This is a genomic window from Niveispirillum sp. FG148, assembly GCF_057809655.1.
Genome location: NZ_JBMDKJ010000016.1, coordinates 76827 through 88468 on the forward strand (window position 1 = coordinate 76827; position 11642 = coordinate 88468).

Sequence of the window (11642 nt, forward strand, 5' to 3'; positions counted from 1 at the left end):
CTTGTGTTAGGTGACGATGGCCGGGTGCGGGATGCGTGGGTCGCCCAGCATCGCGCGATAGGAGGGCGGGATACGTCCATTGCTGTCGGTCAGGCCATAGCGCCCGGCAATTTCCGCCGATATCAGCGTTTGGCCGCTCAGGTCGGCACGGGCTGGATCGGCATGGATGGCGGCAATCACCCGTCCATTGAATTCCGGCGTCTCCGCATCGGCCATGAATTTCTCATATTGCGCGGGATGTTGGGCCAACGTGCGGGCGGTTCGTTCCGTCAGCAATGGCCCCATCCACAGCGCCACTGCCGCCACGCCCGTTTCCCGGAAATCCACCCCCATATCGGCGGCGAACTTATCCACGCCCGCCTTCTGCGCGCCATAGGCGGGCCCGTGCATGTAGCAGACGGAACCGAAGGAGGAGGTGAAGGCGATCAACCCGTCACGGGCCGGCACCATCATTCGGGCCGCATGCCAACTCGCCAGATAATGCGACCGCAGGCCGACATCCAGGATGTCCACCAGCCCGGTGGATTTCTCCCAGAACGGGCCCGGCCTCACCAGATCGTCATGCAGCGACGCCACATTATTGACCAGGATGTCGAGCCGGCCGCTCTCCGTGGCGACCCGGTCGAACAGGGCGGCGATGGCCTGTTCGTCGGCATGGTCTACCTGCACCGCCCGGCCTTCGCCGCCCGCAGCGTCGACCTGCGCCGCCGTGGCGCCGATGGTACCGGGCAGCGGCGCCTGACCCTCGGTGATGGTGCGTCCGGTGACATAGACCCGGAAACCCTTCTGACCCAGGGCCACGGCGATGCCGCGCCCCGCACCCCGGCTGGCGCCCGTGACCACGGCCACGGGGCGCTCGCTTCTGTTCGCCATGGATTGCTTCCTGCTTCAGGCGGCCTGATTGCCGTCACGCTTGTCGATGCTGACGACCAGACCATTGACCCGCTTCTGCCATTCCTCGACCTTGTCGCGCGGCTGGAAGAACTGCTTGTACCAGGTGCGAAGCTTGCCGAAGGGGCCGTCGCCCGCCACCACCATGGGGTTGATGCAGGGGCGCTTGTACTGCCACACCTCCACATCCTGGGCCAGGGCCAAGCGGCTGCCTTCCTGATAGGCCAGGGCGCCTGCCCGTTGTTCGTCGGTGATGGGACTGCTGCCGTCATTCACCTGCACCATCAGCCCGTGCCAAACCCGGGTGCAGCCTTCTTCCACTGGTGTATGGGCAATCATGATCAGCGAATTGAAGTCACCCTTCATTTCCGACTGCAGGATGGCCGGGCCGGTATACCAGGTGGAGGTGTGGAGCTGCGCGCCCGGTGCGCTCACCAGTGTGCGGTGGCCCGACGAGAAATACTGATAGACCACATGGCCCTTGAATTCATTGGCAAAATAGGTGGTGTTGACCGACCCGTGGATCGGCGTGAAATGGGCCAGATCGGCCATGTTGTCCACGATCTCGATCGGATGGCTGGTGAGATCGCCCATATGGTCGATCTTCCAGCGCACCCAGCCAGCCTCGTCCCAGTGGCCACCAAAGTCGGGCAGGGGATATTCTGGTTCCTGTTGTTCCGGGTCGTGCCAGATCCAGATGATACCGGCCCGTTCCACCGTGGTGAAGGTGCGCAGCTTCGCCGCCTTCGGCCGCTGCTGCGAATAGGGGATGTGATCGCAGGCCCCGTCGGCGCCGAAGCGCCAGCCATGATAGGGGCAGCGGATGGACTCACCTTCGATCTGTTCCCCGTCGCGCACGATATAGGAAGTGGCGTTCTTGGCCAGATGCGCGCCCATGTGCGGGCAGTAGGCCTCCACCACATAGGCGGTGCCACTCTCGCCGCGATACAGCACCAGGTCCTGACCGAAATAGCGGATGGGCTTGGGGCTCTTGGTCGCGTCATCCGACGTGCCGATCATGAACCAGCCGCGTGGATAGTCGAAGCTTCCCAGTCGATAATCCGCTGACGTCACCATGTCGGTACCCTTTCGTTCGATATATGCGCCATCATACATCGCCCCTTCCCATAGGGGCAAGTCGATGCAGATCATATCTGCATCGATTTATCTACGCAAATGATCAATTAAATTAAGAAGAATGTTGATGATGTAGATCAAAATGTTAATAATTTTACGCATGATATTAATCTCCCATCCAGATGACGGCGGTCGCGCATGGATCGCCGCCGCCCATCGGGAGATAGAGGAAGGAGAAACCGACATGGGTATTCGACTGGACGGCAAGGTCGCGCTGGTGACCGGCGGCACGCGTGGGATCGGTGCGGCGATCGTGCGCCGGCTGCTGGCAGCGGGCTGTGTTGTGGAAACCTGCGGGAGGTCCGCACCAGAGGAACCGATCACACAGGATGGCTGTGAGGCTGGATTCCATGCCTGCGACATCCGCGATCCGGTCCAGGTGGCGTCCCTGGTCACCGCGATCATTGGCCGCCATGGCCGGCTGGATATTGTGGTCAACAATGCCGGCGGGTCGCCGCAGGCGCAGGCGGCGACGGCCAGCCCGCGCTTTTCCGAGCGTATCCTGCAACTGAACCTGCTGGCCCCGCTGCATGTGTCGCAGGCGGCTTATCCGCATCTGAAGGCATCGCGCGGGTCGATCGTCAATATCGCAAGCGTCAGCGCCGTGCGCCCATCGCCCGATACGGCGATTTATGGTGCCGCCAAGGCGGGCCTGCTCAGCGTGACCACCAGCCTGGCCCAGGAATGGGGGCCGGAGGTGCGTGTCAACGCCATCATCGTCGGCCTGATCGAAACGGAGAGCGCGGAGATGACCTATGGATCGTCGCGCGCTCAGGAACGGATTGCTGCATCTCTGCCTCTGGGGCGGATGGGGCGCGGCGGCGACGTGGCTGAGGCTGTCCTGTTCCTCGCCTCGCCGGAGGCAGCCTATGTCAGTGGCGCGCAATTGGCCGTGCATGGCGGCGGGGAGCGCCCGCTGTTCCTGGATATCGTCAGGCAGGAAGCCGTGCCTGCGTCGCCACCCTGATGTGACAACGTCGACGTTTGGGCTTCATATAGATCGTTCCATAATCATATATAACATACGCAAAAAGCCACAAAATGATTTGATAAGTTTTATCATGCGTATTAAAAATCAAATGGTAGGACGCAGGAGCGGCCTGCCGAAAGGCTGCGCAGACGGCCGCCGACAACCGAAAATCAAGGAAATGGGAGGGATTATGTACGCTTCATGGAGCCGCCGGTTGGCGGCCATTGCCGCTATGATGCTGGTATCGCCTGTGGCGGTGCAGGCGCAGGAGAAAAGCGCGCCGCCCGCACAGGATGAATTCTCCGGTCTTCTGGAAATCGTGGTCACGGCGCGGCGCGTGTCTGAATCGCTTCAGACCATTCCCGTGGCGGTGACGGCGCTCAGCGGTGATTTTCTTGAACAGCAGAATATCAAGGATGTCACGTCCATTCCGCAATTCACGCCGAATCTGACGATCCTACAGCAATCGACCAGCCCGACGGCGGCCTCGGTCTATATCCGCGGTATCGGCAACCAGGAACCTTCGTCGGTCGCTGAACAGGCGGTCGGCATCTATCTGGACGGCGTCTATGTCGCACGCTCGGCCGGTGCCTTGTTCGATCTGGTCGACCTGGAAAGGATCGAGGTTCTGCGCGGGCCGCAGGGCACCCTGTTCGGCCGCAACACGGTGGGTGGCGCCATCCAGCTTGTGTCGCGCAAACCGTCCGATAATTTTCATGCCGAGGCCAAGGCCGGCTATGGCCGGTATAATGACTGGTATCTGCGCAGCCGGGTCGATACCGGCATTATCGCCGACACGCCATTCAAAGCTTCATTTTCCGCGATGCACCGGGAGCGCGATGGCTATGTCGACAACCGGCTGCGTCCCGCCAGCGACGATCCGGGCGCGCTGAACGGTGATGCATTCATCGCCAACATCCAGGCCGATTTCGAGAAGGCCACGGTCAATTACAGTTTCGACTATAATGACCGTCGCGGCTCCTCGCCCTATTTCCAGGTTCTGCAGGCAACTCCGGACACGATCGCCTATTTCGGCCAATCGGCATCGCTGGGTGGCGATCCGTTCCTGATCAGCCCCGATCGCCTCGGCGTCGGCTTGATGGCTGGTTTCCGGGATCGCGATGGCAAGACGCGTTATGATGCCACCGCCAAGATCAAGGGCCATGGCCTGACGGTCGAATATGAAGCGCTGCCGGAAATGACGCTGAAGTCGATCAGTTCCTACCGCACCTTCTTTCAGGACACGATCCTGACGCTGGGTGGGAACGGCAATCTGCGGGGGCGGGTGATCGATTTCACGTCCCCGACGCTGACCTCGGTGCAACCGGTAACGCTGCTGAACGGCAACAATGCCCCGCAGAAGCAGTGGCAGTTCAGCCAGGAGCTTCAGGCCCTGGGCACGGTCGGAGAGTTCAGCTATGTCGCAGGCGCCTATTATTTTTATGAGAAATCTTCGGAATCGAACCATCAGGCACTGACCGTGGCGCTGCCCGTCGCGGCGTTGGGCTTTGCCGGCTTTCCGCAGAGCGTGGCGGACGCCGTCGCGGCGCTCAATCCCGGCTTGCGGCTCGTCGGCCTCAACCTGACCCCGGTCCAGGCGTTCGGGGGTACGGCGTCCTCGAAGGCTGCCTTCGGTCAGGTCAGCTGGAAGCCCGCTTTGTTCGAGGAAAGGCTCGAACTGACCGGTGGCCTGCGCTACACTGAGGATCGCAAGACCCTCGATCTGCGCGGTGACGTCGTGCCGAACCTGCATGGCAAGGTCGGCTATGATGACCTTTCCTGGCTGCTGTCGGCCAATTACCGCTTTACTGACGACGTGATGGGCTATGTCCGGCTCTCCACCGGCTATCGTTCGGGCGGCATGAGCCCACGAGCCGTCGTGATCAACGCGTTTGAACCCGAGGACGTGATGGCCTATGAGGGGGGCGTCAAGACGGAGCTGTTCGACCGTCGCGTCCGCTTCAACCTGGCCCTGTTCCAGACCGATTACGACAATCAGCAGATCAACCAGTTCGCCGCCGGTTCGGGCGGCGTCAATTCGCTGATCGTCAATGCCGGTAAGGTGCAATTGCGCGGGGTTGAAGCCGAACTGACTGTGGCGCCGGTAGAGGGACTGACCTTCGACGGGTCGCTGGGTTACACCGATCCCAAATACAAGCAGTATCTGTATCGGGACCCGTTGACCAACGTGCTGATCGATGTGGCGGATGAAGCCCGCATGCCGCAATCGGCCAAGTTCAATGCGCATGTCGGGGGACAATATTCGACACCGGTCGAACTGGGGCGTCTCACGGCGCGCATCGACTATGCGTACCGCAGCACGCTCTATTACAACAATCTGGATCGGGTCAATGTTTTCAACAAGCAGGTGCGATCACGGCCGGATCATAATCTGAAGGCGCGCCTCTCCCTGTCTGAAATCCAGGTGCAGGGAGGTGAAATGGAGATCGGGATCTGGGGTGACAATCTGACCAATCAGCGGAACATAGACTTCGCCATCGATTTCGGATCGCTGAACTATGCGGCAGGCTCCTACAAGCAGCCGCGCACGTTCGGGGTGGATGCGAAGATCAGCTTCTGATGCTTCTCCTATGAGTCCAAGAGGAGGGGCATGTTGCCCCTCCTCTGACATGCAGCTCTACCCTGCGCTTTTGGGAGCGAATCTGCGGCTGGAGGGAGGAAAGCAAGCCATGGATATCGGCGCCTTATCCGATAAAATCGAAATCAACGAACTTCTTGCGCGCTATTGCCATGCCCTGGATCAGCGGGACTGGCCGTCATTCCGGGCAATATTCACCGCGGATGCGACGCTGGATTTCACGGCACTCGGGGGGCCACGGGGTGGGTGCGACGATTTGGAGGCATTCCTGCGACCGATCCTCGACCTTATGGCGGGGACACAGCACATGGTGTCCACGGTGGTGGTCGATCTGGATGGGGACGTTGCCACGGCTCGTTCCGCGGCAATTGTCCCGATGACGTTGCGCGCGCCTGACGGCAGCGAACGCACCACGGTCAATGGCCTTTGGTACGAAGACCAGCTCCTCCGCACCCATACCGGTTGGCGCATTCGGGAACGCAGGCAAGTAAGGGGTTGGGCTTCCTCGCCAATTTGATTGAATGAAGGGGGCTGAAATGGGGCTGCTCGGTGTCAATCGCGTTCTGATCGCGGTTCACGATCTCGAAAAGGCCAAGGAACTGTACAGCGATCTTCTGGGCGCGACCTTTCATGACGCGGACTGGACCGGGGAGCCGTTCGGCATTCGGGTTTCCATCGCCTGGGACGCAGGGATCGAACTCTGCGCCCCGATGCCCGGCCGGGAAGACAGCAGTGCCGTGTCCGGGTTCCTGGCAAAGCATGGCGACGGTGTCATGAATGTGTTCTTCGGCGTCAGCGACGGTGAAGCCGCCCTGGCCCGCGCCCGGCGCAGTGGCTTTGCGCCTGTTCACGCGCTTGACTATACGCAGGCGGAGATCGACCTTCACCTGGGTGGGTTCTTCGAGCGATATCAGGAATTTATGATGGATTCGTCGGAAAAGTGCGGCTTTACGGTGAGCCTCGCGAGGATCGAACAGAAGACAACCTGATCTGCTGGCGACGATGTAATACCAGATCCCGGTGAGTGCAACTCATCGGGATCTGGTACGGCGGCGACTGCCGCCGCGCCGCATGTGCGGCGTAGCCAAGCCGCCGGATGGCGGCGCTGGCGATTGAAGCCCGGTGATCGGTTGCGATCACCGGGACGCGGTATAATCCACCAACTTCAGTACCTGCTCTCAACCCCGTTGTCGCCGTCGACCAAGGCTGACGGGCAACAACGGGCCGACGATGGCTGGCCATGCTCAGTCTTGATGACGGCTTTCCTGCGCCCGCAGTTCCGTGCGCAGCAATTTCCCGCCGGCATTGCGCGGCAGTGTGCTGACGAAGGTCACCTGGCGCGGCACCTTGTAATTCGCCATGTTGGCGCGCGCCCATTGGATGATGCTGGCATCATTCGCCTGCGCATCGGGCCGCAGCACGACAAAAGCCTTGCCGACCTCTCCCATGCGCTCGTCCGGCACGCCGATGACGGCCGCGATCTCGATGGCGGGATGGGCCATCAGCAGCTTCTCAATCTCCGCCGGATAGCAGTTGAAACCGCCTGAAATATACATGTCTTTCTTGCGGTCGGTGATGTTGAGATAGCCCTGGGCATCGATGGTGCCGATATCGCCGGTATGCAGCCAGCCGTCCTCGTCGATGGCTTCCTTGGTTGCTTCCGGATCGTCCAGATATCCCCGCATCACCGCGTGGCTTTTCACCCACAGTTCCCCGGTCTCTCCCGGTGACACGTCGTTTCCATTGTCATCGACACAGCGCACCTGGGTGCCGGGCAGGGGATAGCCGCAGGTGCCGGCCACGGTCTGCGCGTCATCCCCCTGGCGTGTCATGGAAATGGCGCCGCATTCCGTCATGCCATAGCCGTTGACGATGTTGGACATGCCCAGTTCGCGGCGCATCCGTTCCACCAGCGCCGGGGCGACAGGGGCCGCCCCGGTGACAGCGACGCGCAGGGACGAAAAGTCGCGCACCTTGCCGCCGGCCAGTTCCTGCAACAGCGACTGATAGATGGTGGGGGGACCGGGAATGAAGCTGATCCTGTTCACCTCGATCTGGCGCACCATTTCCGCCACGTCGAAAGTCGCCATCGGCACGATGGTCGCCCCGCGCAGCAGGCAGGGAACCCAGCCGGCCTTGTAACCAAAGGTATGAAAGAAGGGATTGACGATCAGGTAGCGGTCGCCCTGGCGCAGATCGACGCGCACGGCCCAGTCGCCGAAAATCTGCGTCACCTGTCTGTGCGCCGTCATCACCCCCTTGGGTCGCCCGGTGGTGCCCGAGGTGAAGATGATATCGCAGATAGCATCGCGGCTCAGCCGATCCAGCGCGGCATCGACCGCCGGATCATGGCTGCCCTTACCAGCGGCAATGAAACCGTCCCAGCCGTCGGGACCGTCATCGCCGATCAGGATTGTCCGCGCCAGATCGGGCAGGTCCTGCCCTGCAATCAAGACGCGGTAATCGGTATCAAGGAAGCGATGCGGCACGAACAGCATCCTGGCGCGGGCGCGCCCGATGATGTCGCCGGCTTCCACCCCTTTGAAGCGGGTGTTCAGGGGCACGATGCAGGCGCCCGTCACCTGCGCGCCGATGGCCGCCAGGATCCATTCGCGCAGGTTGGGGGCCCAGAGGGCGACGCGGTCGCCCCGGCCAATGCCATTGGCCAGAAAGGCCGAGGCAGCGGCGCGGGCATCCGCCCATAATTGCGCGAATGTCCATTGCCGGTCGCCGACGATCAGCCCCGTCTTGTCCGGCCAGCGCTGGGCGGCGGCCTGTGCCGCATGGGGAATGGTCCCCGGCCATTGGCCCATCGGTTCGGTCATGCGCCGCGCGGCTCCCTGGGCAGGCCGAGCCCGCGCTCGGCGATGATGTTGCGCTGGATCTGGTCGGTGCCGGCATAGATCGTGTCGGACCGGCTCATCAGGAACATGTTGGGCAGCCCCTCGAACCGTTCGTCGCTGGCGCCGATCTCGCCTTGCTGGCCCAGCACATCCATGGTCAGTTCCCCCAGATCACGGTGCCAGCGCGACCAGTAGAGCTTGTAGGTATAGGCCGCACTGCCCAGGTCCCCGCCATTGCCGCCCGACAGCATGCGCAGGGCGTTGTAGCGCATGATCTTCAGGCCGGCATGGGCGTGGGCGATCTTCTGACGGCAGATCGGATCGGCGGCCCTGCCATTGGCGATGGCGGTGACAATGATCTCGTCCAGTTCGGTCCTGAAATGCATCTGCTGGGCCAGCGTGGAGACGCCCCGCTCAAAGCCCAGCAGCGCCATCGCCACCTTCCAGCCCTCGCCCTCGGCCCCCACCCGGTCGGCCGCCAGCGCCCTGGCCCCGTCGAAGAAAACTTCGGCGAATTCCGCCTCGCCGGTCATCTGGCGGATGGGGCGGGGATCGACGCCCGGCTGGTCCATCGGCACCATCAGGAAGGACAGACCCTTGTTGCCGACGCTGCCTGGGGTGGTACGGGCCACGACGAAGCACCAGTCGGCAATGGTACCCATGGAGGTCCAGATCTTCTGGCCGTCGATGACATAGCGGTCGCCTTCCAGCCGGGCCTTGGTGCGGACATTGGCCAGGTCGGACCCGGCGCCCGGTTCGGAATAGCCCTGGCACCAGATGGCGCGGCCCTGCGCGATGTCGGGCAGGAACCGGGCCTTCTGCTCCTCGCTGCCCATGGCCAGCAGGGTGGGGCCCAGCAGTTCGACACCCAGATGGCCGACACGCGGCGGCCCCTTGGCGCGGGCATATTCCTCGGCGAAGATCACCTGCTGAGCGATGGAGGCATCGCGCCCGCCCCATTGTTCCGGCCAGCCGATGACGCTCCAGCGTGCAGCACCCAGGGCGGCTTCCCAGGCGCGGCGTTCCGCGACATTGTCGGTCTGGTTGGTCTGGCCGCGGATGGATTTGAAGGGGCCGGCAAGCTGTGTGTTCAGCCAGTCGGCCGCTTCCTCGCGGAACGCCTTGAGTTCGGGGGCGAAGGCGAGTTGCATCACGCCACCTCGAACAATCCGGCCGCACCCATGCCGCCGGCGACGCACATCGAGACGACGACATATTTGACGCCGCGACGCTTGCCCTCGATCAGCGCATGTCCGACCAGGCGTGACCCGGTCATGCCGAACGGATGGCCGATGGCGATGCCGCCGCCATTGACGTTCAGCCTGTCGGGATTAATGCCCAGCTTGCGCTGGCAATAGATTGCCTGGCTGGCGAAGGCCTCATTGATCTCAAACAGGCCGATATCATCCAAGGTCAGGCCGGCGCGCTTCAGCAGCTTGGGGATGGCGAAAACGGGGCCGATGCCCATTTCCTCCGCCTTGCAGCCGGCCACCTGGAAGCCACGATAGAGGCCCAGGACGGGCAGCCCTTCCTTCTGCGCCGTATCCAGGTCCATGACCACCTGGGCCGATGCGCCGTCGGAAAGCTGGCTGGCATTGCCGGCCGTGATATGGCGACCTTCCTTGATAAGCAGCCCGTCCTTGAACACGGGCTTCAGGGCGGCCAGCTTGTCGTAGGTGGTGTCGCCGCGCACGCCCTCGTCCCGATCCAGGGTCACCTGTTCCTTGCCGGTCTCGTTGCCGTCCTTGTCGAACAGGGCCTTCTGGACGGTGATCGGTACGATTTCATCGGCGAACCGGCCGGCGGCGTGGGCGGCACCCGCGCGCTGCTGGCTGATGGCGGAGAAATGATCCTGGTCCTCGCGGCTGATGCCATAGCGGTCGGCTACCAGTTCCGCCGTCTCGATCATCACCATATAGGCGTGCGGGTCGTGCGCTTTGATGAAGTCAGACCGGTTGCGGAACTGCGGCGCGTGCTTGTTGATGGTGAGCGAGATGCTCTCCATCCCGCCGGCCACGGCCACGTCGATTTCGTTGGCGATGATGCCGCGCGCGGCCAGCGCGATGGCGTTTAGCCCGGAGGAGCATTTGCGGTCCAGGGTGAAGCCGCCGACACTGTCCGGCAGGACCGATCCGTGAACGGTCAGGCGACCCAGATTATAGCTCTGGGTATTCCAATGGTTGCCAACGCCCAGATAGACATCGTCCACCCGCGCCGGGTCAATGCCCGCGCGGTCAATGGCGGCATTGACCACATGGGCGGACAGAACCGGCGCCTCGGTATCGTTGAACGCACCCCGATAGGCCTTGCCGACACCGGTGCGGGCGGTGGAGATGATGGCTGCGTCGCGCATGTCCGTTCCTTAAAATCCGTGCATGTTGGACGGACCCCAGAAGGCCCGCATCTCGACGATCTTGTTGTCATCATCGAATTTGAACGTGTCGATCACGTCGATCCGCTTGTCCGCGCCCTGGTAGTGAAGATTCACGGCGAAGGGAAAGACGGCGTAGTCGCCGGCGATGCGGATCGGCCCCTGCAGGGCCAGTTTCGCGCCGGTTTTCATGGCTTCGGTATAGAAGGCACGGATGGTGTCCCGCCCGCGATGGATCGGGGTGCCGATCGGGTCTTCGACCGTGCCATCCAGGGCGTACAGTGCCGCCACATCATCGGCGGAGCCGGCGGCAAAGGCGGCGACATAGGCATGGACGGCCGCTTCCATCTTCCGGGGATCAGGCATTTCCTACTCCATGTAGTAACGGGTGATGGCGTCGACGACGCAGGCGGGTTTCTCCTGGCCCTCGATCTCCACGGTGACGCGGATGACGCACTGGATGGCCCCGCCCTTGGCCTCTTCAGCCGACAGGATGGTGCCGGTACCGCGGATGCGGGAGTCGACCGTGACCGGGTTGATGAAGCGCAGCCGATCAGTGCCGACATTCAACCCGCTGCTGAAGCCCCGCACCTCAATCATCTGCGGCATGAACAGGTTGGTCAGGGCCAGGGTCAGATAGCCATGCGCGATGGTGGCCCCGAACGGGCCATCCTTGGCGCGCACCGGATCGACATGGATCCATTGCAGATCGCCCGTCACCCGGCCGAAATCATCAATGCGCTCCTGCTCGATCCGCAGCCAGTCGCTGGGATCGAGCACCGTGCCTTCCTGGCCCAGCAGATCGCGCGGGGAGGCGAAGATCGTCGTCAT

Annotated in this window: 11 protein-coding genes; 4 read left to right on the forward strand and 7 right to left on the reverse strand. The window is 62.6% G+C overall.

Features of this window, described 5'->3' with window-relative positions; genetic code table 11:
• Nucleotides 1-6 precede the first annotated feature (6 nt).
• The gene (locus ACODTW_RS17040) at nt 7-873 is read right to left on the reverse strand and encodes an SDR family NAD(P)-dependent oxidoreductase (protein WP_488947254.1); all 867 of its coding nucleotides are present in this window, start codon (nt 871-873) and stop codon (nt 7-9) included.
• A gap of 15 nt (nt 874-888) precedes the next feature.
• The gene (locus ACODTW_RS17045) at nt 889-1968 is read right to left on the reverse strand and encodes an aromatic ring-hydroxylating dioxygenase subunit alpha (RefSeq protein WP_488947255.1); all 1080 of its coding nucleotides are present in this window, start codon (nt 1966-1968) and stop codon (nt 889-891) included.
• Nucleotides 1969-2212: 244 nt separating this feature from the next.
• Between ACODTW_RS17045 and ACODTW_RS17050 the strand changes: the two genes are divergently transcribed.
• From ACODTW_RS17050 to ACODTW_RS17065, 4 genes are all read left to right on the forward strand, one after another.
• Nucleotides 2213-2995 carry an SDR family oxidoreductase gene (locus ACODTW_RS17050; RefSeq protein WP_488947256.1) on the forward strand — a complete coding sequence of 261 codons (783 nt, stop codon included), beginning with the start codon at nt 2213-2215 and terminating at the stop codon, nt 2993-2995.
• Between the two features lie 217 nt (nt 2996-3212).
• Nucleotides 3213-5579, forward strand: a complete 2367-nt coding sequence (locus ACODTW_RS17055) for a TonB-dependent receptor (RefSeq protein ID WP_488947257.1) — start codon at nt 3213-3215, stop codon at nt 5577-5579.
• A gap of 109 nt (nt 5580-5688) precedes the next feature.
• Nucleotides 5689-6114 (forward strand): nuclear transport factor 2 family protein, encoded by a 426-nt coding sequence (locus tag ACODTW_RS17060; protein ID WP_488947258.1) that lies wholly within the window; start codon nt 5689-5691, stop codon nt 6112-6114.
• A gap of 19 nt (nt 6115-6133) precedes the next feature.
• Entirely contained in the window at nt 6134-6586 is a 453-nt protein-coding gene (locus tag ACODTW_RS17065; protein WP_488947259.1) for a VOC family protein, read from the forward strand.
• A 255-nt stretch (nt 6587-6841) separates the two neighbouring features.
• Here ACODTW_RS17065 and ACODTW_RS17070 read toward each other — a convergent pair whose 3' ends face one another.
• The 5 genes from ACODTW_RS17070 to ACODTW_RS17090 are packed head-to-tail and all read right to left on the reverse strand — an operon-like array spanning nt 6842 to nt 11642.
• Nucleotides 6842-8422, reverse strand: coding sequence for a FadD3 family acyl-CoA ligase (locus ACODTW_RS17070; RefSeq protein ID WP_488947260.1), 1581 nt, complete (start codon nt 8420-8422; stop codon nt 6842-6844).
• Nucleotides 8419-9591, reverse strand: coding sequence for an acyl-CoA dehydrogenase family protein (locus tag ACODTW_RS17075; protein WP_488947261.1), 1173 nt, complete (start codon nt 9589-9591; stop codon nt 8419-8421). The genes ACODTW_RS17070 and ACODTW_RS17075 overlap by 4 nt, the downstream gene beginning before the upstream one ends.
• Nucleotides 9591-10793, reverse strand: coding sequence for an acetyl-CoA C-acyltransferase (locus ACODTW_RS17080; protein ID WP_488947262.1), 1203 nt, complete (start codon nt 10791-10793; stop codon nt 9591-9593). The genes ACODTW_RS17075 and ACODTW_RS17080 overlap by 1 nt, the downstream gene beginning before the upstream one ends.
• 9 nt (nt 10794-10802) lie before the next feature.
• Nucleotides 10803-11177, reverse strand: a complete 375-nt coding sequence (locus ACODTW_RS17085; RefSeq protein WP_488947263.1) for a nuclear transport factor 2 family protein — start codon at nt 11175-11177, stop codon at nt 10803-10805.
• A gap of 3 nt (nt 11178-11180) precedes the next feature.
• Entirely contained in the window at nt 11181-11642 is a 462-nt protein-coding gene (locus ACODTW_RS17090) for a MaoC family dehydratase (protein WP_488947264.1), read from the reverse strand.

Coding starts and splice junctions, on each gene's coding strand:
- ACODTW_RS17085 (WP_488947263.1), bottom strand. CDS start 11,177: ATGCCTGATCCCCGGAAGATGGAAGCGGCCGTCCATGCCTATGTCGCC.
- ACODTW_RS17045 (WP_488947255.1), bottom strand. CDS start 1,968: ATGGTGACGTCAGCGGATTATCGACTGGGAAGCTTCGACTATCCACGC.
- ACODTW_RS17090 (WP_488947264.1), bottom strand. CDS start 11,642: ATGACGACGATCTTCGCCTCCCCGCGCGATCTGCTGGGCCAGGAAGGC.
- ACODTW_RS17075 (WP_488947261.1), bottom strand. CDS start 9,591: ATGCAACTCGCCTTCGCCCCCGAACTCAAGGCGTTCCGCGAGGAAGCG.
- ACODTW_RS17050 (WP_488947256.1), top strand. CDS start 2,213: ATGGGTATTCGACTGGACGGCAAGGTCGCGCTGGTGACCGGCGGCACG.
- ACODTW_RS17060 (WP_488947258.1), top strand. CDS start 5,689: ATGGATATCGGCGCCTTATCCGATAAAATCGAAATCAACGAACTTCTT.
- ACODTW_RS17070 (WP_488947260.1), bottom strand. CDS start 8,422: ATGACCGAACCGATGGGCCAATGGCCGGGGACCATTCCCCATGCGGCA.
- ACODTW_RS17040 (WP_488947254.1), bottom strand. CDS start 873: ATGGCGAACAGAAGCGAGCGCCCCGTGGCCGTGGTCACGGGCGCCAGC.
- ACODTW_RS17065 (WP_488947259.1), top strand. CDS start 6,134: ATGGGGCTGCTCGGTGTCAATCGCGTTCTGATCGCGGTTCACGATCTC.
- ACODTW_RS17080 (WP_488947262.1), bottom strand. CDS start 10,793: ATGCGCGACGCAGCCATCATCTCCACCGCCCGCACCGGTGTCGGCAAG.